This window comes from Bacillus sp. REN3 (assembly GCF_017912555.1).
Classification (GTDB): Bacteria; Bacillota; Bacilli; order Bacillales; family Cytobacillaceae; genus Mesobacillus.
Genome location: NZ_JAERSD010000014.1, coordinates 39,733 through 62,670 on the forward strand (window position 1 = coordinate 39,733; position 22,938 = coordinate 62,670).

25 protein-coding genes, 1 pseudogene and 1 riboswitch are annotated in these 22,938 nt (G+C 41.6%); of the genes and pseudogenes, 19 read left to right on the forward strand and 7 right to left on the reverse strand.

Features of this window, described 5'->3' with window-relative positions:
• Position 1 precedes the first annotated feature (1 nt).
• Positions 2–847: a YitT family protein gene (locus tag JJQ88_RS13310; RefSeq protein WP_246861177.1), complete on the reverse strand. Its 846-nt coding sequence runs from the start codon at positions 845–847 to the stop codon at positions 2–4.
• 237 nt (positions 848–1,084) lie between these two features.
• On the opposite strand from JJQ88_RS13310, the gene JJQ88_RS13315 reads away from it, so the two are divergent.
• Positions 1,085–2,230, forward strand: a complete 1,146-nt coding sequence (locus JJQ88_RS13315) for a cation:proton antiporter (protein WP_210366520.1) — start codon at positions 1,085–1,087, stop codon at positions 2,228–2,230.
• Positions 2,231–2,259: 29 nt separating this feature from the next.
• Here JJQ88_RS13315 and JJQ88_RS13320 read toward each other — a convergent pair whose 3' ends face one another.
• The gene (locus JJQ88_RS13320) at positions 2,260–2,454 is read right to left on the reverse strand and encodes a YwbE family protein (protein WP_210366521.1); all 195 of its coding nucleotides are present in this window, start codon (positions 2,452–2,454) and stop codon (positions 2,260–2,262) included.
• 685 nt (positions 2,455–3,139) lie between these two features.
• Between JJQ88_RS13320 and JJQ88_RS13325 the strand changes: the two genes are divergently transcribed.
• Positions 3,140–3,976 (forward strand): STAS domain-containing protein, encoded by an 837-nt coding sequence (locus JJQ88_RS13325; protein WP_246861163.1) that lies wholly within the window; start codon positions 3,140–3,142, stop codon positions 3,974–3,976.
• Between the two features lie 22 nt (positions 3,977–3,998).
• Positions 3,999–4,742 (forward strand): Cof-type HAD-IIB family hydrolase, encoded by a 744-nt coding sequence (locus tag JJQ88_RS13330; protein ID WP_282597701.1) that lies wholly within the window; start codon positions 3,999–4,001, stop codon positions 4,740–4,742.
• Positions 4,743–4,873: 131 nt separating this feature from the next.
• Here the strand turns inward: JJQ88_RS13330 and JJQ88_RS21690 are convergent, their stop codons facing one another.
• Together JJQ88_RS21690 and JJQ88_RS13335 are read right to left on the reverse strand one after the other, a co-directional pair.
• On the reverse strand, positions 4,874–5,080 hold the full coding sequence (locus JJQ88_RS21690; RefSeq protein WP_349237136.1) for a hypothetical protein: 207 nt from the start codon (positions 5,078–5,080) through the stop codon (positions 4,874–4,876).
• A 198-nt stretch (positions 5,081–5,278) separates the two neighbouring features.
• Positions 5,279–6,556, reverse strand: coding sequence for a glycosyl hydrolase family 28-related protein (locus JJQ88_RS13335; RefSeq protein ID WP_349237137.1), 1,278 nt, complete (start codon positions 6,554–6,556; stop codon positions 5,279–5,281).
• A 160-nt stretch (positions 6,557–6,716) separates the two neighbouring features.
• Between JJQ88_RS13335 and JJQ88_RS13340 the strand changes: the two genes are divergently transcribed.
• From JJQ88_RS13340 to JJQ88_RS13385, 10 genes and pseudogenes are all read left to right on the forward strand, one after another.
• Positions 6,717–7,742 carry an FUSC family protein gene (locus JJQ88_RS13340; RefSeq protein WP_246861164.1) on the forward strand — a complete coding sequence of 342 codons (1,026 nt, stop codon included), beginning with the start codon at positions 6,717–6,719 and terminating at the stop codon, positions 7,740–7,742.
• Between the two features lie 139 nt (positions 7,743–7,881).
• Positions 7,882–10,644 carry a phosphoenolpyruvate carboxylase gene (gene ppc, locus JJQ88_RS13345; RefSeq protein WP_210366522.1) on the forward strand — a complete coding sequence of 921 codons (2,763 nt, stop codon included), beginning with the start codon at positions 7,882–7,884 and terminating at the stop codon, positions 10,642–10,644.
• Positions 10,645–10,927: 283 nt separating this feature from the next.
• Positions 10,928–11,203: a hypothetical protein gene (locus JJQ88_RS13350; protein WP_210366523.1), complete on the forward strand. Its 276-nt coding sequence runs from the start codon at positions 10,928–10,930 to the stop codon at positions 11,201–11,203.
• A 501-nt stretch (positions 11,204–11,704) separates the two neighbouring features.
• On the forward strand, positions 11,705–12,031 hold the full coding sequence (locus tag JJQ88_RS13355; protein WP_210366524.1) for an MGMT family protein: 327 nt from the start codon (positions 11,705–11,707) through the stop codon (positions 12,029–12,031).
• Between the two features lie 103 nt (positions 12,032–12,134).
• On the forward strand, positions 12,135–12,761 hold the full coding sequence (locus JJQ88_RS13360) for a metal-dependent hydrolase (protein ID WP_210366526.1): 627 nt from the start codon (positions 12,135–12,137) through the stop codon (positions 12,759–12,761).
• 263 nt (positions 12,762–13,024) lie between these two features.
• Positions 13,025–13,711, forward strand: coding sequence for a Na-translocating system protein MpsC family protein (locus JJQ88_RS13365; protein WP_210366528.1), 687 nt, complete (start codon positions 13,025–13,027; stop codon positions 13,709–13,711).
• 370 nt (positions 13,712–14,081) lie between these two features.
• Entirely contained in the window at positions 14,082–14,375 is a 294-nt protein-coding gene (locus tag JJQ88_RS13370) for a hypothetical protein (RefSeq protein ID WP_210366530.1), read from the forward strand.
• A 203-nt stretch (positions 14,376–14,578) separates the two neighbouring features.
• Positions 14,579–15,121: a signal peptidase I gene (gene lepB, locus JJQ88_RS13375; protein ID WP_210366533.1), complete on the forward strand. Its 543-nt coding sequence runs from the start codon at positions 14,579–14,581 to the stop codon at positions 15,119–15,121.
• A 371-nt stretch (positions 15,122–15,492) separates the two neighbouring features.
• A pseudogene (locus JJQ88_RS13380) lies at positions 15,493–16,099 on the forward strand (alpha/beta hydrolase).
• Positions 16,078–16,311: a hypothetical protein gene (locus tag JJQ88_RS13385; RefSeq protein WP_210366534.1), complete on the forward strand. Its 234-nt coding sequence runs from the start codon at positions 16,078–16,080 to the stop codon at positions 16,309–16,311. Before JJQ88_RS13380 ends, JJQ88_RS13385 begins: the two are co-directional and overlap by 22 nt.
• Before the next feature lie 52 nt (positions 16,312–16,363).
• Here JJQ88_RS13385 and JJQ88_RS13390 read toward each other — a convergent pair whose 3' ends face one another.
• Positions 16,364–16,729: a cyclic-phosphate processing receiver domain-containing protein gene (locus JJQ88_RS13390; protein WP_210366535.1), complete on the reverse strand. Its 366-nt coding sequence runs from the start codon at positions 16,727–16,729 to the stop codon at positions 16,364–16,366.
• Between the two features lie 517 nt (positions 16,730–17,246).
• Between JJQ88_RS13390 and JJQ88_RS13395 the strand changes: the two genes are divergently transcribed.
• The gene (locus JJQ88_RS13395) at positions 17,247–17,849 is read left to right on the forward strand and encodes a class I SAM-dependent methyltransferase (RefSeq protein ID WP_210366539.1); all 603 of its coding nucleotides are present in this window, start codon (positions 17,247–17,249) and stop codon (positions 17,847–17,849) included.
• A 369-nt stretch (positions 17,850–18,218) separates the two neighbouring features.
• Here JJQ88_RS13395 and JJQ88_RS13400 read toward each other — a convergent pair whose 3' ends face one another.
• Entirely contained in the window at positions 18,219–18,386 is a 168-nt protein-coding gene (locus tag JJQ88_RS13400) for a hypothetical protein (RefSeq protein WP_210366540.1), read from the reverse strand.
• A gap of 335 nt (positions 18,387–18,721) precedes the next feature.
• Between JJQ88_RS13400 and JJQ88_RS13405 the strand changes: the two genes are divergently transcribed.
• Entirely contained in the window at positions 18,722–19,213 is a 492-nt protein-coding gene (locus JJQ88_RS13405) for a PaaI family thioesterase (protein ID WP_210366541.1), read from the forward strand.
• Positions 19,214–19,253: 40 nt separating this feature from the next.
• Here JJQ88_RS13405 and JJQ88_RS13410 read toward each other — a convergent pair whose 3' ends face one another.
• Positions 19,254–19,724 (reverse strand): hypothetical protein, encoded by a 471-nt coding sequence (locus JJQ88_RS13410; protein ID WP_210366542.1) that lies wholly within the window; start codon positions 19,722–19,724, stop codon positions 19,254–19,256.
• Positions 19,725–19,931: 207 nt separating this feature from the next.
• Between JJQ88_RS13410 and JJQ88_RS13415 the strand changes: the two genes are divergently transcribed.
• The 4 genes from JJQ88_RS13415 to queE all read left to right on the forward strand — a co-directional run bounded on the left by JJQ88_RS13415 (position 19,932) and on the right by queE (position 22,933).
• Complete coding sequence (locus JJQ88_RS13415) at positions 19,932–20,639, forward strand: nucleotidyltransferase domain-containing protein (protein ID WP_210366544.1); 708 nt, start codon at positions 19,932–19,934, stop codon at positions 20,637–20,639.
• A 346-nt stretch (positions 20,640–20,985) separates the two neighbouring features.
• Positions 20,986–21,028: riboswitch (PreQ1 riboswitch) on the forward strand.
• Positions 21,029–21,080: 52 nt separating this feature from the next.
• Positions 21,081–21,734, forward strand: coding sequence for a 7-cyano-7-deazaguanine synthase QueC (queC, locus tag JJQ88_RS13420; RefSeq protein WP_210366546.1), 654 nt, complete (start codon positions 21,081–21,083; stop codon positions 21,732–21,734).
• Between the two features lies 1 nt (position 21,735).
• Positions 21,736–22,212, forward strand: coding sequence for a 6-carboxytetrahydropterin synthase QueD (queD, locus tag JJQ88_RS13425; protein WP_210366548.1), 477 nt, complete (start codon positions 21,736–21,738; stop codon positions 22,210–22,212).
• The gene (gene queE, locus JJQ88_RS13430) at positions 22,205–22,933 is read left to right on the forward strand and encodes a 7-carboxy-7-deazaguanine synthase QueE (RefSeq protein ID WP_210366549.1); all 729 of its coding nucleotides are present in this window, start codon (positions 22,205–22,207) and stop codon (positions 22,931–22,933) included. The genes queD and queE overlap by 8 nt, the downstream gene beginning before the upstream one ends.
• Positions 22,934–22,938 lie beyond the last annotated feature (5 nt).

Genomic DNA, 22,938 nt, shown 5'->3' on the forward strand with positions numbered 1-22,938 from the left:
GTTAGTGGATATTTTGTTTCTTGAACCTTCCGCCGCGCACTTCGGCGATATTGCCAACGGCTAGGAACGCAGAATCATCCAGTTCCTCAACAATGGACTTTAATTTAGCCTCCTCCAGCCGGGTAATGACGCAAAAGATCACTTTCTTTCCTTCGCCAGTAAACGCTCCCTCGCCATTTAAATATGTGACCCCACGGCCTAGCCGGGCCAGTATGGCATCCCCTATCTCTTTGTGCTGATCACTGATAATCCAAGCCGCCTTGGATTCATCAAGACCTGTTATAACGATATCGATTGTTTTGAAGGCGATAAAATAGGCAAGCAATGAATACATGGCCCGATCCCAGCCGAATACAAAACCAGCAACCCCGAAAATGAAAATATTGAAAAACATGATTATTTCACCGACAGAGAATGGAAGCTTCCGATTAGCAAGTATCGCCAAGATTTCAGTCCCATCCAGAGAGCCTCCATAACGGATGACCATACCGACTCCAGTTCCCAGTATGATTCCGCCAAAAACAGTCGCAAGCAGCAAATCATCTGTTAACATTGGGTAGTCATGCAGGATGCCTGTCGTCAATGACAAGACGGTGATGCCTAAAAGTGTAGACAGAGCAAATGTTTTTCCGATTTGCTTATAACCAATAAAGAAGAAAGGGATATTAAGAAAGAAGATGAACAAGCCCAATCGCAAGCCTGTTATGTGGGAAAGGATGATTGAAATCCCGACGATGCCGCCATCAAGGATTTTATTAGGAACCAGGAACTCTTCTATGCCAACTCCCATTAAAATAGCGCCCAATACAATGAAGAATATTCTTCTTGCCAATTTTGTTTTTTTCATGCCCTTATGCTGGCTCCTTCTTAGGGCATCTCTTTGATTATCGTTCATATTTCCCCCCTTAATAAATTTGGATAATTTAATTTTAGCATAAAAACCAGTTTCGTTCTGTTTAAGGACTTCAAAAAGCAATAGAAAACTTTTCGGATGAATGCCTGTTTTTTGTATTGAAAAAATGCTTAATCGGGTAGAAGAAAGAGAACTCAAATCAAATAATTACAGTAAAGGTGTTGTTGATGATTGAATTTGACATTGGCGATCGGATTGTTTTTGCTCGCTCTTTTTATCGCAGGAATCATAGGCAATAAAGTAATCAAGATTCCAGATATATTATTGTATATTTTACTTGGAATTATTTTATCCAGGTTCCTTGATGAATCGAAGGTCATTGAGGTTGCCGGAGAAATCGGCCTCGTCCTGTTGTTTTTCCTGCTGGGAAAAAAGTTCTCAGCCGACAAGCTCCTTTCAAACAGCAAGAAAGTATGGAAGGGAGGAATACTAGATGTAATCCTTGGTATTGTCATCACAGCCGGGATCAGTTATCTTTTCGGATTGAAAATGGTGGAGTCGCTGATAGTGGGGGGAATCGTTTATGCAACAAGTTCTTCAATCACAGCCAAGCTCTTGGAAGATAAAAATCGTACTGAGGACAAAGAATCGGATTTCATGCTCCTCATCCTCATCTTTGAAGATTTGATAGCCCCAATCCTCGTTACTGTGCTGATTGGCCTTAGTGGAGACGGCCTTACCGCAAAAGACTTCTTTTTTATCATCTTTAAAATTGCGTTGCTTGCAGGTATAGCTATATTCTTTTCTAAATTCGTTTTCACAAAAATCGAACCAATACTGAAAGAGATTAGGCAGGATGATGTTTTCATCGTAATGATTGCAGGTATTGCCCTGACATATGGAGGAATAGCGGTCATGCTTGGGCTTTCAGAAGTCATTGGAGCTTTTCTGGCAGGCATGATGCTGTCAGAGCTATCCATTAAGGATAAAATCGAAAAGGTGGCTTTGCCTGTCAGGAATATTTTCCTCCCGTTTTTTTTCCTGAATTTCGGTCTGCATATCGAACTAACGAATGAAATCCCATATGCTGGGCTTTTGATTGTCCTTCTGATTTGGTCCTTAATCCATAAATTGCTTGTCGGTTATTTCGGCGGTCAATGGTACGGACTTCCTAGACGATACTCATTAAAGGCGGGGTTGTCCCTGACTCAAAGAGGTGAATTTTCTGTCATTATTGCAGGAATTGCCACTGGGGAGCTTAAAACATTCGCAAGTCTTTATATTCTAGCTATCGCCATAATTGGAACGATCTTATTCCAATTCGCTCCAAGATTGAATAAACTGATCGTTGAAAAAGTGAAGGAAAAGCAGGCGTAAAAAACAGCAGGGAATCATCCCTGCTGTTTTCAATCTAGTATTTCCTTTACTCTGCCAACTGATCCGTCTTCTAGCCGTACTTTGATTCCATGCGGATGAGTAGGAGAGTTTGTCAATATGTCCTTTACAATGCCTGTTGTCTGTTTTCCTGACTTCTGGTCGGCTTTGAGGACGATATTGACTTTATTCCCCGGCTTGATGTTGTTCCTGTTCTGACCGTTCATATAACACACACCTCCAATTCCTATTCCAATCGCTTTTACAAGTTAATTATGTACCAACAGTATAAATGCCTTTATAGGGAGGCTAGATTAAAGACCAGTTTTGCTTTTTGAATACCTGATGGTTGGAGTAGAAGGCACGTACCCCCCTCGAAAATGCTACACATTTCCTTCGTGCGTGGGCAAACCCGAGGAAGCCATTTCAGTGTCCAGCGGGAATACCGGACAGGGGGAGACCTCGGAATTCGCAAAGCGCCGAGGAGGCTCCCCTGTACGCCCCCGGATAGCGGCCGAATAAAACCGCCGTGTCCTGCGGCAAAGTCGGCACTAGCACTTCCTGTCCGTCGAAGTGTGTGGAGTGGAAATCCTCAATCAAATTTAACATAGCCTATAGGAAAAAGGAATGGAAATCAAGAAAAGGTTCAATTCAAACTTGATTTGTATTAAAATGGAAGAATCATTGCGAAGCTCGAAAAGAAGGCGTGGTTCGGGATCGTTCCGGGCCGAAAGAGTATGATTGGACAGCCGAATAATTACACTATAGCTAAAATAAATTAACGAATGATCTTCCATTAAAGTATTGAGGATATAAATGTTCTCCTTCCTAGAGGAAATAGAGGAAAGAAAAGTGTATTCTTAATAATAAAGAGTTTTTCAGTCTACCTATAAAAAAAGGGAAGTGACCTTCTTGAGTTCAATTTCAGCAGTGGCAGAAGAACTGCAGCAAAGCGCACAAGGACTTGCAAACGAGATGGTAGAAGAAATTATCAATCAACTCCATATAGAGATTCCAAAACATGAAATTAACGAGGCAATTGACGTTTATACGGAATACCTTGGGTTTCTTGGTGATTCACTGAATAGCTTAAAAAATACACCGTCTGAAGCTCTGATCCAATGGAGCAGGCAAAACGGTGAACGGGAAGCTGCGAAGGGAGGCAGAATATCTGACATCATTCTTCGCTACCCCCCTACGAGGCTGGTTTTTATCGACAAAATTGCTGGAATCTGTTTAAAACATCGGCTCAATGTGGAAGATTTATTATGGATTAATAAGCGTATCAACCATATGCTGGATATCAGCATCAATGAAACGGTATTCGCTTTTGAAAGGCAAAACTTACAGCTGATGAAAGAGGTCCAGGATGAAGTCAATACTCTATCGGCGCCGGTTGTTCCGATCCAGGAAAAGGTTGCTGTCCTTCCCCTGGTAGGGAAAATGGATTCCGACAGGGCTTCACTGATTATGGAACGTGCCATTCCCAGGGTAGTCCAACAAAAAATAGAGTCGCTTATCATTGATTTTTCAGGGATCGTATCCATCGATGCAACGATTGCCAAACATATTTTAGATATCCATCATGTTCTGCGATTATTGGGTGTTAATTCTATTGCCACGGGGATGAGGCCACAATTAGTACAAGCGGCTATTGAAGGCGGAGTTGATTTTTCTTCAATCAACACTTTTGCCAATGTAAAACAGGCACTATGCAGCCTGAACAAAACGAATAGTTTATCAACATAATCTATAAGGATGGGGATCATTTTTGGATAAGGGAAGACCTGAAATCAAATTGATTGCACTTGACATGGATGGAACGCTATTGGATGAAAATCATGTGGTTTCCGAAGAAAACAGAAGGGCAATCAAGGAAGCGGAGAAAAAAGACGTAAAGGTTGTGTTAAGCACAGGCAGAAGCTTGAAAACAGCAAGGGACTATGTCATTTCACTCGAGCTTTCCTCATACCTTGTTACTGTCAATGGGAGTGAAATATGGGGGCCAGATGGGGAACTGATTGATAGGAAGCTTGTTGACCCGGAACATATTAAATGGATGTATGACTTGTCACAGCAGCATGATGCAAGATTCTGGGCGATTAGCAGCGATAACAATTGGAACAATGAAATGCCAGACGATTTACTATCAAAACATTGGTTAAAGTTCGGGTTCCATATTGAAGAAGATGAAATCCGCGAAAAAGTTTTGCGGGAGCTAGAAGAGAAAGGTTTGTTTGAAATCAGCAATTCCAGTCTTTTGAACATTGAAGTGAATGCAATCGGAATAAATAAGGCAAAGGGGCTTGAAAAGGTTTGCGCCTTGCTCGGAATATCGATGGACAATGTCATGGCTGTTGGAGACAGCCTTAATGACATTGCGATGATTACAGAAGCCGGGCTAGGTATTGCGATGGGGAATGCTCAAACTCCTGTAAAAGAAGCCGCAGACGATGTTACCGGAAAGAATACAGAAAGCGGGGTTGCCCGGGCAATACAGAAGTGGGTCCTTTGAGAAAAAACCTGGTCGATCACTGAAGTGCATAATAATCGTCTGGGAAATAGTTCGTAGCAGATATATTTGTCTGCTCGATTTATGTAACTTTTTCCTCAATAGAATAAAGCAGTCCAGCTGGACTGCTTTTCTCATGCATACGAACGTTGTTTATCTCCTTTTAACTCTACGGGGTTTTTAAACCCGACAGCTTTGATATTAGTGATTGCAACTTGTGAAGCTGCCGCGTCAACAACCGTTTGCCCGTCGATTGCTTCGGCAACCACTTTCTCAATCACTGCTTTTTCGATTCCTTTTCCAATGTGTATACTTTTAGGAGCGGAGTGGCGGACAAACACATTTCTGATCTTAATATTGTCCGCATGGTTGTCTCCGCCAAAAACCTTGATATCAAATGCCGCGGTAGGGAATCCGGTAACCCTTACATTACTCAGCGTGACATTCCGTGAGCGGTATTGGATGGCAATGATCGGATCACCTTTGTAATCATAATCTGGATCGCCAATGACGGTGAAGTGATTGATTGCGACATTTTTTTATGCGGAAACAACAAGGGCACGAGGTGAAGAACCCGCATATAAATCCGTGTGTACTGGGTTGACCGCAACGATATTCGCAGCCCTGATATTGATCGCGGTCTTCGACTCTGGGTCGGTTTCCTGATGGTGGCCAATATGCCGGAAATTATAGGAGCGATTGTCATTCAACGAGATATGTCCAATGATCACTACATGATTTGCAGCACTTGAGGTATGGTGCGCTTTTATTTCTACACCACCAAAGCACCTGGCTGTCGAGTTGTTCCAGAGCCAGACATTTCTGGAGCCATCGTCGATTTCAATCCCATTTGAATTCGAGAATCCTCTTTTATGGGCTTTCCCGCTTGGATCACACATGAAGCAATTCGAAATGAAAATATTGTCGCTATGATGCGTGGTAATGCCATCATCGCCAAAACCGTAGCCAGTCAGATTGTCGAGCCATACAAACTCACTGCCGCCGCGGGCCCGGTAACCATCACCGTAATAGTTATACAGTGTTGCTGATATATCGAAGCAATGAAGCCCAGGATTGATTCCTTCGACATCCCTTACCCATCCGTATTTAACATTCGCATAAAGGAGGCAGCTAGAATGATTGCCCCATGTACTGGTTTTTTCAACCATTCCCAGCCTTTCGACATTCCAGTCAAGGGTCATTCCCTTAACAAAAATATTCCGGTTGCCTGTACGGTGATTTTTGTTGGTTACTAGCCGGGTTCCTTTTGGGGCGGAATCATGCAGCTTGATAATAGTTTTTCCCTTTCCTGAACCAATCATGTAAGTATAGGACGGCAGTTTGATGCCCCTTGTTACATACACTCCTTCTGGGAGAAAGACCTTTACCTTGCCTTTTCCAAGAGCCAGTCGAAACGCTTCTGTACAATCCGTTTGTCCGTCTCCGACTGCACCAAAGTCCTCGATATTCACTTCACGGTCAATTTCGGTTATCAAATGATTATATTCTTCATTCAGTCTTTCCATCCATTCAGGGTAAACGTTCCCATTTTTATCGACTACCGTCTCGTAATGATTTATTTGGTCGAATGCTGATTTTGAAAATGCAAGCCTTTTTATTGAAGACTTGAAGTTTGTTAAAAACATGGACAATGTGGATGAACTCCTGGCAACAAGGGGACTATAGTCCTTGCTTGTCTCTAAAAAAAGCGCGTTTGTCTCTGTTACTAGTTTCCTTGTATCCAATTGTCCTCCATTGATGTCAGAAATTAATTTTGCATTCTTCTTTGGATCATGAGATCGTCCAAGGTTTATCATTTTCTTCCCCCCCCATTGTCAAACTGCTGCTTCATAATTATTCCCTCTATATGTTAGGATAACCTTTTTTGAAGGGGATTTTCTTTCCCATGTGTTTCATAAGATTGTAAAATGTGAATAGGGTATTTAAGCCTTTTTCTTATCAGAGTGGGGGATATTATTGATCACATTAGGTCCACGCGTGCTGAAAACCGGGCTTGCTGTCATGCTGGCGATACATATAACAAACTGGCTTGGCCTTGAGCCGCCATTATTCGCTGCGATAGCTGCAACCTTCACGATACAGCCATCCATTTATCGTTCCTGGAAGCAAGTATTGGAACAATTCCAGGCAAACACGCTTGGCGCAGTCATTGCTATCAGCGCGATTTACTTGTTCGGCAGCAACCCAGTGGTTATCGGCTTCGTTGTTGTCATCGTCATTATTATCGGTCTAAAACTTAAAATGGAAGGATCAATTTCATTAACGATGATCACAGTATTGGTGATCATGAGTTCACAGAAATATGACGGACTGCTCGCTGCAGGCAACAAATTCATCATTGTTTTGGTGGGTATGGGGTCAGCTTTTCTTGTAAACATCCTCGTTTCCCCTCCGAGTTCCAACAAAAAATTTACGAGTGAAATGGACTTAGCCTTCAAAGAGTTATCATTGCTGATGAGAACGGTCATTTCAAGTGAATTGACGGAAAAGTCCTTTCAGGAGGGATGGAGAAGGCTAAAAAAGGACGAGGCCAAGCTGGAAGAACTGTATAAGACCCTGGACGAAGAAAGGGAAAAAATCTCCAGGATTACCAGACTTGACGTAAGGGAAATGGTCGTTTTCAAACAAATGCTTGCCTGTCTGAGGCACGGCCTAAGACTACTGGATATCATCGAAAATCATTTTTTTCAAAGCCATCCCGAAATGGAAGAGTCAATGGTGTTTGATCGGCATCTTGAGGAATTGATCACTTACCATGAAATGATTCTGTTGAAACATGCTGGAAAAATCCAAGAAATCGAAGCGAGCTACAAAATGGCTGTACTTGATGGTACCAGCCAATTCCTGGAAAGCATCATGGCTGAAACTGGTTTCGAACGTGAACATAAACTTCGGATTGTGATTATTGGATCGGCAATCTATGATTATGCATTCCATCTTGAGCGATTGGATGAGTTAGTCGATCAGTACCAAAAAAGCTAGAATTGCGTGAAGGGGGGATTTGGACTTTCCCCGAGTAAAAAACAAGCCATTTTTTTGCTTCAAATTTCACATTCTATTAATTAATATGATATATTAATATTTAAAATATTCTTGCAAGTATCTTTAGGAAGGTGAAACAATGACATCAGGAATCGATATTAATGACAGTAGCTTGCCCTTGCGCAAAGATGTAAAAATGCTTGGGAACATCCTTGGAGATATTCTCGTCTACCATGGAGGGACCGAGCTGCTTGAAAAAGTGGAGAAAATCCGGGCTTTATGCAAGACACTCCGTAACGAAAATGATCTGGAAGCTTACCCGGAATTGAAACAAGAACTATCAACATTGACAGGGCCAATGAGGAAAAACGTCATCCGTGCCTTTTCTGTTTATTTTCATTTAATCAATGTGGCTGAGCAGAATCATCGTATCCGCCGCCGCAGGGATTACTTGCTCCAATCGGAAAAAAGTACGCAGCCCGGCTCTATAGAAGATGCGATTCTTTCTTTGAAGGAAAACAATATTACCTCGGAGATCATCCAAAACGTCCTTGACACTATTTCATTGGAGCTGGTGATCACCGCACACCCAACTGAAGCGACCAAAAGGTCCATTCTTGAAATACAAAAACGGATTGCTGATCTATTGAAGTCACTCGATAACCCGCTCCTGTCAAAAAAGGAACGGAAGAGATGCGAAGAGAGTTTATATAATGAGGTCTCTGTACTTTGGCAATCAGACGAATTGCGTGACCATAAACCGACTGTCATCGACGAGGTAAAAAATGGGCTTTATTATTTTGACAAGACCTTGTTTGGTGTATTGCCGGAAATCCACCAAGAGGTTGAGACAAGCCTTATGGAACATTACCCTGAACATGAATGGAAAGTCCCGCTTTTCCTTCGCTTTGGCTCGTGGATTGGCGGTGACCGCGACGGGAACCCGAATGTCACCCCGGAAGTAACGTGGGAAACATTGCAAAGACAAAGAAGGATTGTCCTGAAAAAATATAAAGCGGTCCTCGTTGATTTGATGAAAAGATTCAGCCATTCAACAGCACATGTCAATGTCAGCGAAGAGTTGAAGAAGTCGGTTTTGGAAGACGAGAAGCAATTCCTTTCAGAAGGAATGAAATGGACCGTTGAAGGGGAGGTCTATCGGAGGAAATTCGCGGTCATCATTGAAAGGCTGAAACAGTCTGGCAAATCAGAAATCGGCTATAAGGCGTCTGAAGAACTGCTCGAAGATTTACAGATGATCGAAAGAAGTATCTATAGACATCACCCTGTCCATCACCAACTAAAGACGCTGCAAAAACTGATCAGACAAGTACAATTGTTTGGATTCCATCTTGCAACTCTGGATATTCGCAATCACAGTGGCGAACATGAAGCAGCCATCAGCGAAATTTTGCGGAAAGTTGGGCTCGAACAGGATTATTCATCCTTGCCTGAGGGAGAGAAATTGGAGCTCCTCGCTAAAATCCTTGAAGATCCGCGGCCATTGCTTTTGCTCCATGAAGATTACTCACCTGATACGCAAAAAATGCTGGAAGTTTTTCAGATGATCAAAAAAGCCCATCACGAGTTCGGGAAACGATCAATCACAGTTTATCTTGTCAGCATGACTCAATCAGCAAGCGATTTGCTGGAGGTTCTCGTGCTGGCAAAGGAAGCGGGCATTTTCAGGCTCCATGCAGACGGAAGGCTGGAGTCTGATTTGAATGTAGCGCCTCTACTGGAAACAATAGATGATCTGACTGCCGGCCCAAAAATTATGGAAACATTATTTAAGCTGCCGGTGTACCGAAACCATTTGAAAAAGATGAATGACCAGCAGGAGATCATGTTGGGTTATTCCGACGGAAGCAAAGATGGCGGAACATTGACCGCTAACTGGAAGCTTTATAAAGCACAGCTGGAAATAAACGAAATGGCCAGGGAATATGAAATTGGTTTAAAATTCTTCCATGGAAGAGGCGGTTCACTTGGACGCGGCGGCGGTCCGTTAAATAAAAGCCTTCTTTCCCAGCCCGTTGAAACACTTGGGCAAGGAGTGAAGATCACCGAGCAGGGTGAAGTACTTTCATCCCGATACTTGCTCGAAGACATCGCCTACAGAAGTCTGGAGCAAGCGACATCCACGCTCATGAAAGCTGCAGCCAATGTTTTGGTCGAATCAGAACAGGGCCACTTGCGAGATAGCCGGTGGGTTGAGGCGATTGAACAAATTTCTGATATTTCATTAAAGAAATATCAGTCACTTGTTTTTGATGACCCTGATTTCATCACTTATTTTAATCAGGCAACCCCTCTTCAAGAACTGGGGGAACTGAATATCGGTTCACGCCCAATGAGCAGGAAAAACAGCGCCAAATTTGAAAATCTTCGTGCGATTCCTTGGGTATTCGCCTGGACACAAAGCAGGCAGCTGCTCCCAGCCTGGTATGCTGCAGGTACCGGATTGGAGGCCTTTGCAGAGAAAAGCAAGGAAAACCTCAGTCTTTTGCAGGAAATGTATGAACAATGGCCATTCTTCCGCAGCACTATAGATAACCTGCAAATGGCGATGGTGAAAGCCGACATTACGACAGCAAGGGAATACACTTCGCTTGTTGAAGACAAGGAGATTGCTGAACGGATTTTCGGCAATATCGTTGATGAATTTGATAGGACTAAAAACATTTTGCTTAACATAACCGATGATGAAGATTTGCTGGACCATACACCTAATATTAAAGATTCCGTCCACCGCAGGAATCCATATGTCGATCCGCTTAACTTCATTCAGGTCGACTTAATCAAAGAGCTACGCAGCGAAAAAGAACCGGAGGACGAATTATTAACTCAAGTGTTATTGACCATAAGCGGCGTAGCAGCAGGATTGCGAAATACAGGCTGATATTAAAAGCACCAGCAAATTGCTGGTGCTTTTAAATCTTATGGATGTAATTACTCCCTTTAATCCAGAACGCGCCGGCAGCCAAAATAGCATTTCAAACTTACAGAAACTTCGCAAGGAAAGTATCCGAACCATCCCCCAGCTTGTCATTCGACAATATGTCTGATATCTTTCAAATTCAGGTTGCTGCATGGTTTTTATATTTGTGATTTGGATAAGGGATGAGTAAAATAAGGACCGAGGGGAAAATGAAGTTTACCATTGCAAAAAAAGGGGACCGTATATGATTTGCTCTCACAGGTATATAAAAGTGAACAGAAAGGTAATGGATAATACACAGATTTTCATCCGCCAGGAAGAACAGATCAAACTTTATCCTGACAAAGTCATTACTGCCAGTCATCACTTTATGATACGAGATATCCTGGATATCTCGTTCAGGGAAATGTCAGGAAAGAGCTTCCTATATTTGCACACAACGAGTGGGCTTTTTTCTTATTTGACTGAAGACCATCCCCATTTATTCATGAAAGCTTACAGACTGCTTAAGTCCAACTGACTGTACTCTAACAGGTATATCCTTTTACAAACGTTCATCAAGGATAAAAAATTCATCATGGCTCCCTCAAACTGGGATTCCTTTGTCCATAAAAAACAGCGATTACAGTGTTGCATGTGATTCATTCCAACCGGCAAGATAGCGTTCCCTGCTGATTTTTAAAAAAAATCCAACGGATCCTTTCGAGGAAAAACGGAATTAAAGAATCCGCGATCCATCCTCCCCATATAATTTCCAGCTATTATCCATAGTCTAATTGTGATGGGAGATTCCCATGATTCCTAAGCCGTTCCAAAATCTTTTCTGCTGGATGAGCTGAGCATTCCTCGTCATGTCGTTTCAGGAATGGCTGTGAACCAAGGAACTTTTCCCAGCAGTGTACATCTAATCCCTGTTGTGTCATTGATTTGATAAGGCATCCTCCGCTATTAGAATGCGGGAAACTAATCATTTTCTTTTTTTCATTCACTACAATTTTATTTTAATTTAAGGGGGAGAGCCATGGAGAACTTCACAAAGGAAGTTATCAATATCATTAGCGGCATACCTGCCGGCAGGGTGATGACCTATGGACAAATTGCCAGACTGGCCGGGAGTCCAAAAGCGGCGAGACAGGTCGTGCGGGTTCTCCATTCGATGTCAGAAAAACATCATTTGCCTTGGCATCGCGTGCTCAACTCAAAAGGGCAAATTGGTTTTAAAGAGCAAGAAATGTATATAAACCAGAAATTAATGCTTGAAGCTGAAGGGATTGTTTTTGATAACTCTCATACCCTTTCATTGGAACAGTATAATTGGGAGCCCAGTAATCCAGACATCAAGCCATAGGAGGTCCTTTCACATAAATTAAGTCTTTCATCGGATTGTCACTTCGCTTTTTATAGAATATACTATCATTTCTTCATACATAGAGAGAAAAGGTGGAAAGAGATTGAATGGTACAGCACATGCGGCACTAGGTGCGGCAGCAGGTTTCTTTACGGCGACTGCGGTGAATAGTGATCCTTCGGCAACAATGCTTTTATCAGGTATAGGAGCAGTTTCCGGTTTGTTGCCTGACATCGATATCGATGGTAAATTAAGCAACAAGATCACATTATCATATAAGATGATCCGCCCAGTCGCCCAGCTCATTGGGCTGTTAATGGTCCTCTACAGCTTCATGGAAGGAGATTCAACGGAAAAATGGATTGGTATAGGAATTGGAGCGGCAATGGTCATGATTTCCTCAGTCCTGACACAAAGGCGGATGCTGACTATTACTGGAATAGGGGTTTTAGCTGGAGGCATATCACTTCAAGAATACTGGCTTATATTATTGGGTGTCTATATCATTGTTGCTTCTTTAATTCCACACAGAACCTATACGCATTCCCTTATCGGCTTAGTATTTTTTGCGGCTATTGCCAGAGGTTTCGAACAATCGATTGGTGTAGTTGGAATTTTCCCTACCTGCCTTATTGGCTACATAAGTCATTTAATCGCAGATATGAAAATCCTGCCTTTCAATAAAAAAGGTGTGAAATTCTTCCTGCCACTGTCAGCGAAAGAATTTTGAATCAGCCTTGGGAGATTTAGCTGAATGCAAATTATGCTTTTCAAAATCAATCGTTCCACAGTTGTTGCTGATGGCACGCACATCCATCAGAGGTCATTTGGATGGCGCCTCAGCCAACTCGCCTTATCCTGATTACATATGGCAAGTGATAGAACGAAAAAATACAGAATAATAAAACCCACGCTGAACGGGACTTGCTAGATGTTTTGCTAAGTTTCAATCAGGGAATAAAATGAGGAGTATCTTGGATAGAGGGATAAAATATGGATGTAGCAGTTTTGGAAAAAGAAATAAGTGGTTTCATCGGCCGGCTTCTGAGGGAAAACTTTGGCCGTGGACCTGGCAATGTTTTTTGCAGTGTAGCTAGCCCGTTTGTCTCTATTTACGTTACTAATTTTCTATCCCCGATGGAAAAGACGTTGATGGGCAGCCAGCAAAGTGTATATGTACAGAAAACAAGAGATCTGATGATGGAAACATTGGAACAGGAAATCAGGGCCTATATAGAGACGAATACAGAAGATCAAGTCAAAGAGTTTTATTATGACTGGAATTTGGATGCCAAAACTGGAGTCCTTCTATTTATACTGGAGTCAAAAGAGCAGACAGCTTTAAGTCAGTATCGCAATAAAGCAGAAGTTGAGAAGGAGATTATCGACTTAAGCATTAAAATCCAAAAGAAACCTGAACAAATCCAATCTGGACTGCTCAATGAACGGACATTGATTGTTGTGAGAAAGGGGACTCTCATCAGCCTTGAGAAGGAATTCATCCAACTGGGTTTCCAGGAAACCCTGAAAGTCGTAAAAAAGAAACTGGAAAAACGGATGATTGACGAACATAGGCTTGAAATTGAAAGCCAGCTTGATTCAAAAATCCTTGACTTTTTTGTTGATTGGGATTTTAAACGGGATAAGAGTTATATTTTATTCGTCCTGAAACCGAATTAATGATATCTCCCCTTGTTAGATCAGCCGGGACATGCTATCATTCCTTTTAGGGATAAGATTAAAACTCTTAATCTTTCTTACGATTATGACCACATGCCTAAAATATTTTAATATACAGTATTCTGATAACAATGAATGGGCATAGAACCAGACATAAGTCAGAAAAGGATGGTAAATTCACTCCTTTTCTGACTTTTTTTATTATTCAGACTTTATTATCCATGTGGAATTCCTTTTCTTCTGTCCTACCGCAATTATTGCTCGGAAGCCCTTCGCATTCTATATCCTTTAGCGGGTCTTTCGAATGAACCAAGATCCAACAGATCAAACCCCTTTTGACAACGGATAAAGATACTAAATGTGTAAAGGAATGATTACGCTGTTACTACACAATCAAGGAGAACAATTTCTAGCATCGATCAACCAATACATCAATACAAAACGGACCAAAAAGGAAAGTCATGGGCAGCCCAATACAATCAAAAGAAAAGAGTTGGAGGCATTTCTGGAATCGGCGGCAGAGAATTTTTCTATCGACTATCAAAAAATGGACGAACCTACCAGGACCATTTATACCTTTCCTTGTGAAGGAAAGGAAGCGAAATTCGAGATTTTATATAGATACCAAAATTTTTACACACGCCACGATTTATCGATGGAGTAAAAATATAGGGGCACTCGGTCGTGAAAACGGCTGGGGTGCCTTTTTTCAACCATAATACGGTATAATTGCCATTTGTTATGATAGAATCAAAGTAATGTTGCATTTTTAAGGTTAAAGCAAGGTATTTACCCATTGAATGTTTCTGGTTTCTGGATGAAACACATGGATGCACCAATAAGTTTAAATAGCAGGAGGAAATTATTATGGAGAACAACACTTTAAAACAAGAATTGGTTTCCTGGATGAAATCCATCTTTTTCGCTTTAATTGTAGCATTCCTTGTCCGAGCATTCATTTTTTCACCTTATATTGTCGATGGCGCCTCAATGGAACCAACTCTACATGACAAGGAAAAAATCTTCGTCAATAAATTCAATTCCATAGATGACTTTAAAAGGGGCGACATAGTCATTATCAAAGGTCAAGAAAAAAATTATGTGAAAAGAATTATCGGTTTTCCTGGAGAAGAGATTGAAATGATAAGTGATGAACTCTATATTAATGGCAAAATCGTCAAGGAAACGTATCTTTCGGAGAATCTAAAATACGCAACTAAAAATGGCAGCAGGCTTACCGGGGATTTTGGTCCTCTCACTGTTCCAGACGGCCACCTATTTGTCATGGGTGATAACAGGCTCTACAGTATGGATAGCAGGAATGGATTAGGTTACATCAAAATTGATAAGATTGTCGGCACAAGCGAATTTGTCTATTTTCCATTTAAGAATTTCCGGAACATCAAATAACGAAAGAAAGCAGCTAATCAAAACAGCATTGCAGGAATCAAGGAAATCTCAGCTATTTAAAAGATCCCTGAAGAAGCAAAGAATAGAGTCCCCTTGACATAGGGAGCTTTCCTATATACAATTATCTCGAATTCAAGATATAAGATTGTCATTTGTATGACCCTAAGAAAGCTTAAAGCAATCCATTTCAAGGACGATAATCTCCTTTTTTTGAAATCGCCACCGATCCACCTGGCTTCGCCCTTGATGAATCACTTGTAACACTGGTACAGAAAATAATGCTTCCTAGAACAATACGGGCAATACATCCTGAGCTTGAACGAAAATTGATATCGATTCAAGTAAGAGAGCTGGATTGGAAAGGTGAGAATATGAAACATATTTTCCAAAAAGGAACAGATCATTCTAAACCCACATTATTAACGCTCCATGGGACCCGGAGGTGATGAACATGATTTGCTGCCGCTTGCCGGCATGATTGACAATACTGCCAATGTACTCAGTATCCGAGGGAATGTTCTGGAAAATGGGATGCCACGTTTCTTCCGCAGGCTTGCCGAAGGAATGTTTGATGTGGAAGATCTTATTCATAGAACTCAAGAACTGAACGATTTTCTTGATGAGGCAGCACAAAATTTTGATTTTCGGCGGGAGAATATCGTTGCTGTCGGTTATTCCAATGGAGCCAATATCGCAGCGAGTCTCCTATTCCATCACCAAAATGCTTTAAAGGGAGCGATCCTTCATCATCCGATGGTTCCAAGAAGAGGTGTAAGCATTCCTGATTTATCAGGAACAGAAGTTTTCATCGCTGCCGGCAATAATGACCCCATCTGCTCTCCAGAGGAATCAAAAGAATTGCAGACTTTGCTTGAACAGGCCAATGCTCAAGTTGAAATGCATTGGGAAGACAGAGGGCATCAACTAACTGCCGGAGAAGTAAAGGCCGCAAAAGAATGGTTCAGGAAAAGGTTTTAGCTTTTAAAAAAGGCATCCATTGGGATGTTCTTTTTCTTTATAAGCGAAAAAACATCCCATCTGGACTTTGCCCGTTAATTCTTCTTGCAGTGGAAAATGCGTTACTGCTTTTTCTCGATCCTCGTGTTTTCCAGAAGTTTTCCGGCAAGCTCGTAAATAATCCTAATATTGAAGGGAAAAATGCTTTTTATTCAACAAGAAGAAATGATTAGATCATAATTTGGATTGTATTTCAATGGCATGGCATGGGGGATTACAGTAGGGTTAATTTGGATTGTCACCAAGCATCCTGGATTTATAGGGGTGAAGGGGCAGTGGTCTTAGATTCACTGAGATGGAGAGCGGCATCCTGAAATCTTGCTGGGCTTCCTTAAAGCAATTATACATTGCTTTCCCGCCGACTGAATTTGCGGAGTGAATCGTGATTCTATTTGCGTAAAGGTTTCGATCAACCATGATTTGCGCCAGCATATAACCATTTCTCGTTTGGCTGACAAGGTCATGGTCCAATGAAAGATGATCAACCTCGTAATTATTCAACAAGATTAAACATTCATCAATTGTTTCAACTAAAACATAACCTGCTGGCGGAATGCGATAGTCATCAAGAAAAACACTGATTTTTTCCATTTCTTGCACTCCTTCCTGAAACAATCCGGAAAAGGCAAAAGATTGTTGACTTATCTTCACCGTAACATACTTTTTGACAGAAAGGGGGGGAAACTTCTTGGGAAATTATTCTATTTTGTAATTTTAGATCGAAAAAAGCAAAAGGTTGTAGAAAGGCCTTACTGCGAAAATGGAAATCCCCACAGATTGATGTTATCTAAACATATGGAAAGCGGAGGTTACAATTCCATAGAAACGGAAGGATTACAGTAAAAATATCATTACACCCCATTCAGGTAAAGATTATGGGATAGCATCCAAATTTCATGTTGATGCTGCAAGCTAGTGGGTAAATAATAGAATTATAATCTTCATTCTGATTTTTCCCTTTAACAATCCATGCCTTAATTTCAGAAAACATTATTTTGGGTGTATTCTTTAAATGGCCGCTGAGAATTCTCTTTTGCGGTTATACCAGCAACCCTGTCACTAGGCAGTTCGCCAAAAAACATTATTCATTGAAGAACGGAGCTTGCCAATGAAAGAAGCTTTCATAGAAAAAATGTTAGGTGTTAAAACAGAAGGAGACCAAATAGGCTTTCATAACCATTTTCACTACCATCCATACGAACCGACTCCCTACTTCGCATTGGATAAGCTGTTTGCTGATTATAAGCTAAGCAGCAGTGACGAAGTGGTTGATTTTGGCTCTGGAAAAGGAAGACTGAATTTCTATTTGAATTATTTATTCAATTCGTTTGTAGTAGGGATTGAACACAATCCTGCCTTTTACTATGAGGCTATCAAAAACAGGAACAGCTACTTGCGGAACTTCAAGAACAGGGGCGACAGGATCCGATTTGAAAATTGCCTCGCAGAAGAATATGAAATCAGCAGTAGAGAAAACAAGTTTTATTTTTTCAATCCATTTTCTGTACAGATATTCATGAAAGTAATGAAAAATATCCTTATTTCAGCAGAAAAAAACGCGAGGGAGATCGAAATTATCCTTTATTATCCTTCTCAAGATTATATCCATTACCTTGACACACGAACTCCATTCAGGAAGATCAAGGAAATCAGCTTGTTCGAAAAGAATATAGATGAACGATTTTTGATTTACCGTCTTTATTATTTCTAAGCTATGTTAAAGAACAGTGTTGATTTTTGATTCCACGTTGGTTTCGGGCGGAGGGCATGAAGAATCCGCCGGGAGAAAGGGGCAAGGGAGGCACCGGAAGCCTAAAGCGCCCTGGAGCCTCACCGGCACGGCCGCGGAAGGCGAAATGCCTGGAGCTGAAAAACTATAGTCAAATTATACACGATATATCTTCAAAGAATTCTTTTTGAAAGATTATTCCTTTTGAAAAAGGCGAACAAATACAGAAAGTAAGCTGGAAAAATCTATATCCGGGCCAACCGACGCAGATTAGAAATAAAGAACGATGCAGCAACATCCGCCTCAAGAACTTATGGAAAATAAGAAGAACGGTTTAACGCAATAAAAGAATCAACTCTTATGAGTTTTATTTTTTGAAAGCAAAAAAAATTGATAAAACCCAAATAGGATTGCCAACGCAAGTAATGCGTAAAAACCGTATTCATGCGGGATGGTAAAATAGACAATAATCATGGCGATAACAAACATGAAATATCCCAAATAAAACCCTTTTTTCATCAATGTTACGCCTCCTTTTTTATAAAATTATACCATATATACATAGAGTTTAACTGGCCTTTAATGATTGACTCAAAAGGGCTTCTTATGATTGCTTCGCCTACACCAACCAAACGGCCGACTCAATCAGTTTGGATATTGATCTGCACACCGATTACTTGTGGGATCCTTTAGACTATCTGGATTCCGTTGCAAAAGATCTCGGCTCAAATTACCCATTAGGACCATCTTCGTTGCGTTTATTATACAGAAACTGCCTTTAGAAAAATTATCGCTTGCTTTAAAGGATATTCCTTACCTTTGGCAGAACTAATAAAAATGAAGGAGGGACTAAAATGGCAGATGAAGTATCAAAAGCAATTCAAGATGAATACCCAGATGATTTTTCCTGGTGCTATGGTTGCGGAAGGCTGAATGAAGCCGGACACCATTTCCGTACGTCATGGTCAGGGGACCAGACTGTTACCCTTTACAAACCTGCGAAGGAACATATGGCACTTCCGGGTTTTGTGTATGGAGGTGTGATTGCCTCTCTCATTGATTGTCATGGGACAGGTTCTGCAGCGCTGGCACTCCATCGGAAAAATGGCAACGAACCAGGGGATGGGGCAGAGCCACCAAGATTTGTGACAGCTTCGCTTCATGTCGATTTCCTCAACCCGACACCACAGGAAAATGAATTGAAGGCGTTAGGTACTATTCATGAAATTCATCCGAAAAAGTGGAAAGTGGAAGTAGAAGTCCTTGCTGGGGATGTGAAGTTGGCAGCAGGAGAGGTCATTGCTGTTGTGATGCCAAGCAGCTTTCTTGCTAAAGAAGAAGGCTAATTGGAAAGGGCTCTGGATAATTCCAGGGCCTTTTCCTATATTATTTTTTAGGTTGAAGGAGGGATACAGGCAAGTAGCCCTCTTGTCTGGAAACGTTCATTTTCACTTTTACACGGCGGATATCCCGCTCAAGGATTTCTGCTTTACTTCCTTTTTCGACCTCTTTCACTTTATCTTTCTTGATAATCTGGTCAACACCTTCAAGATTATTAAATTCAATCAACTGGTATAATTCCTCATAAGCATCAGTAGTCAACGCAAGGTAGGCATTTTTTTCAACAATTACGATTTCTCCTTTTTGCAAAGTATTGTCCATGACTTCTTTTTCACTTTCCTTATAGGTCTCTTTCATATTCTCGATGAGGCCTGGCGTTTCCTTTTTGACTTTTTCCGCTGCTTCTTTCGTTTTCTCCTCAAGCTGCTTTGCGCTCTGTCCTGTTTCCTCACTGCTGCATCCGCTTAAGGCAACGATTGATAAACAAATCAATAATCCAATATTCTTAGTCATCATCCGGTATTCCTCCCTGTCAGTGTGTATCAATAAAAATACCACTGGCCGCTTTTTTGCAAACATGTAACATTCCTTAAATTCAATTGACCATTCCACTTGAATATAGAATAATGAAAAAAATAGAACAGGTGTCGCGAGACAGGGACTTGAATCTGGAAGCCGACAGTATGCAAGATCCAAGGTATTACCAAAAAGGAGCAAAAATGAATGGATAACAGACGATTGCCTAAAGATGCTGCCAAATTGTTCGTTGATGATCGCTTCCCAGGATCTGATGCTGCTCTGCTGGCAGGCAGTGTTATAAGAGGCGAAGCGACAGAGACATCTGATCTCGATATTGTCGTCTTCGATCAAAAGATTGCTGATCCTTATAGAGAGTCATTGCTTATTTATGGCTGGCCAATTGAAGTATTTGTCTATAATTTTGACAATTATAGAGGCTTTTTTGAAAGGGATGTTAAAAGAGCGCGGCCTTCTTTGCCAAGGATGCTGGCAGAGGGGCTGCCAATAAAAGATCACGGGAGGCTGCGGAAAATCCAGAAGGAGGCTGCCGCTATTCTTTCAAACGGACCTGGCGAATGGTCTGAAAAGGAAATCCGGATCAAGCAATATTTCATTTCAGATATCCTTGATGATTTTATCGGATCCAGCTATCGAACAGAGGAGCTTTTCATCGCCAGCAGCCTAATAAACCTTCTTCATGAATTTGTGTTGCGGTCAAACAAATGTTGGATTGGATCCTCGAAATGGATGTACAGAGAGATGGAAAAATTCGATAAAGAGCTGGCTGATTCATTCGCAAAAGCGTTTGACTGCTTCTACAAAAATGGGGATAAAAGCCAGGTGATTGCAATTACAGACTTGATTTTGCAGCCATTTGGCGGCAGGCTGTTCGATGGGTTTTCCCTTAAGTGATTGGAAGACAGCTCAGGACATTTTGACCAAGGGATGATCACTGTTTGCTTGGAACAGCAATAAATATTCAAGGCTATTTTTCCATTGCTGCAGCCAGGAAATCAAGAAAGCGATGGTGAACGCATTCCGAATTTCGTGAAAAGGTAATTTCATCACCATTCTAAACGGTCTGTTAGCATATTGGGAAACAGATAGAATAATGGCCGCCAACAATGTATCAAGAAAAAAACGATCGGCATTCCTGTTCTGGCATATGGACAGTGATGAGAGGAAGAAGCAATTTCCGCTTTAATATATTTGGATTTATGATAGAATATAGAAGTTATAGTTTTATACATCCGTCATGACGGAAGAGGTTCTAGCTACCCTCTCAAAAAAACTAAGAGAAAACAGTACTGCTGTCTTAGTGGTGCTGTTTTTTCGTTCAAAAGGAGTTCATTCATGAAGAAAGAAAAAGCAGTAGTCGTTTTTAGCGGCGGACAGGACAGTACAACTTGCCTGTTCTGGGCAATGGAACGATTCCATGAAGTAGAGGCCATCACATTCGATTACAATCAAAGGCACCGGACCGAGATTGATTGCGCAAAAACTATTGCAGAAGAACTCGGCATCAAACACCATATCCTTGATATGGATCTACTGAATCAATTGGCGCCGAATGCCCTGACAAGAAGTGAAATCGAAGTAAAGGACGGGGAAGAAGGTGGATTGCCAAATACATTTGTTCCAGGCCGCAATCTCTTGTTTATGTCTTTTGCAGGCGTACTTGCCAGCCAGGTTAACGCCAGGCATATCGTAACAGGTGTTTGTGAAACAGACTTCAGCGGCTATCCTGATTGCCGGGATGTCTTCATCAAATCACTGAATGTGACGCTAAATCTCTCAATGAATCAAGACTTTGTCATCCACACTCCCTTGATGTGGCTCAATAAAGCGGAAACATGGAAGCTTGCAGATGATCTGGGGGCGCTTCAATTCATCCGTGAGAAAACTTTGACATGCTATAACGGGATCATTGCCGATGGATGTGGCGTTTGTCCAGCCTGCAAGCTGCGTAAAAAAGGGCTTGATTCGTTTCTGGAAGGAGCTGTATAAAATGTTCGGATTCCGGATTGTCGAACAGCTTCAAAAAATTGACGAAGACATTGAAAGGGATCAGCTGAAATACCATTCTAAACGGGTGCTTGTCAGCAAGGAATTCACCTTTGATTCAGCGCACCACCTGCACGCTTATGAAGGAAAGTGCAAAAACCTTCATGGACATACGTATAAAGTTATATTTGGCCTGAGCGGTTTCGTCGATGGCCGCGGGCTGATGATTGATTTTGGCGACATAAAAGAAATTTGGAAAACAGAAATCGAAATATTCCTTGATCATAAATACCTGAATGAAACACTGCCGCCGATGAACACGACAGCCGAAAATGTGGTTGTCTGGATTTATGAGAAGATGGCTGCGGCACTTGAAGACAGAGAGTACCTTTATGATGGCGCAAGAGTCGAGTTTGTCCGTTTATATGAAACACCTACTAGTTACGCTGAGGCAAGACGGGAGTGGATGAAGAGTGAGTAAAATTCCCGTCATAGAAATCTTTGGCCCGACCATCCAGGGAGAAGGGATGGTCATTGGCCAAAAAACAATGTTTGTCCGCACTGCAGGCTGTGATTATTCTTGTGCGTGGTGTGATTCCTCCTTCACTTGGGATGGTTCTGGAAAGGGTTTGATCAGACAGCTGGAAGCGGAAGAGATTTGGCAGGAATTGAAGACGCTCGGCGGCAATGGGTTCTCACTTGTCACCATCTCAGGAGGCAACCCTGCCCTCATAAATAATTTATCTTTCCTGATTGAGCTTTTAAAAAGGAACGATATCAAAGTCGCTCTTGAAACACAGGGGAGCAGATGGCAGGAGTGGTTCATGGAGATTGATGAACTGACATTATCGCCAAAACCTCCAAGTTCAAAAATGAAGACGGATTTCGCAGTGCTTGATGAAATCATTCACAGGCTGAAGATGAATAAAGGCAGTCAGAACATCAGCCTGAAAATCATCGTCTTTGACGAACAGGATTATCAATATGCCAAAATCATACACGACCGATACCCAGACGTCCCCTTTTTTTTACAAGTAGGGAATGTTGAGACTGCTGCGGCTGACAAGGAAAAGCTGGTTGAAAATTTGATCCATAAATTTCAATTGCTTGTCAGACAAGTCACAAGCGATCATGAAATGAAGAACGTCAGGGTCCTGCCACAGCTTCATACTTACATCTGGGGAAATAAAAGAGGAGTTTAGGAGGA

Bases quoted from the DNA above. Each gene is read 5' to 3' on its own strand.
- JJQ88_RS13395 (WP_210366539.1), top strand. From the start codon at position 17,247: ATGAAAGAAGCTTTCATAGAAAAAATGTTAGGTGTTAAAACAGAAGGA.
- JJQ88_RS13415 (WP_210366544.1), top strand. From the start codon at position 19,932: ATGGATAACAGACGATTGCCTAAAGATGCTGCCAAATTGTTCGTTGAT.
- queD (WP_210366548.1), top strand. From the start codon at position 21,736: ATGTTCGGATTCCGGATTGTCGAACAGCTTCAAAAAATTGACGAAGAC.
- JJQ88_RS13355 (WP_210366524.1), top strand. From the start codon at position 11,705: ATGGAGAACTTCACAAAGGAAGTTATCAATATCATTAGCGGCATACCT.
- ppc (WP_210366522.1), top strand. From the start codon at position 7,882: ATGACATCAGGAATCGATATTAATGACAGTAGCTTGCCCTTGCGCAAA.
- JJQ88_RS13310 (WP_246861177.1), bottom strand. From the start codon at position 847: ATGAAAAAAACAAAATTGGCAAGAAGAATATTCTTCATTGTATTGGGC.
- lepB (WP_210366533.1), top strand. From the start codon at position 14,579: ATGGAGAACAACACTTTAAAACAAGAATTGGTTTCCTGGATGAAATCC.
- JJQ88_RS13370 (WP_210366530.1), top strand. From the start codon at position 14,082: ATGATTACGCTGTTACTACACAATCAAGGAGAACAATTTCTAGCATCG.
- JJQ88_RS13400 (WP_210366540.1), bottom strand. From the start codon at position 18,386: ATGAAAAAAGGGTTTTATTTGGGATATTTCATGTTTGTTATCGCCATG.
- JJQ88_RS13335 (WP_349237137.1), bottom strand. From the start codon at position 6,556: ATGATAAACCTTGGACGATCTCATGATCCAAAGAAGAATGCAAAATTA.
- JJQ88_RS13405 (WP_210366541.1), top strand. From the start codon at position 18,722: ATGGCAGATGAAGTATCAAAAGCAATTCAAGATGAATACCCAGATGAT.
- JJQ88_RS13365 (WP_210366528.1), top strand. From the start codon at position 13,025: ATGGATGTAGCAGTTTTGGAAAAAGAAATAAGTGGTTTCATCGGCCGG.
- JJQ88_RS13410 (WP_210366542.1), bottom strand. From the start codon at position 19,724: ATGATGACTAAGAATATTGGATTATTGATTTGTTTATCAATCGTTGCC.
- JJQ88_RS13320 (WP_210366521.1), bottom strand. From the start codon at position 2,454: ATGAACGGTCAGAACAGGAACAACATCAAGCCGGGGAATAAAGTCAAT.
- JJQ88_RS13385 (WP_210366534.1), top strand. From the start codon at position 16,078: ATGGTTCAGGAAAAGGTTTTAGCTTTTAAAAAAGGCATCCATTGGGAT.
- queC (WP_210366546.1), top strand. From the start codon at position 21,081: ATGAAGAAAGAAAAAGCAGTAGTCGTTTTTAGCGGCGGACAGGACAGT.
- JJQ88_RS13350 (WP_210366523.1), top strand. From the start codon at position 10,928: ATGATTTGCTCTCACAGGTATATAAAAGTGAACAGAAAGGTAATGGAT.
- JJQ88_RS13390 (WP_210366535.1), bottom strand. From the start codon at position 16,729: ATGGAAAAAATCAGTGTTTTTCTTGATGACTATCGCATTCCGCCAGCA.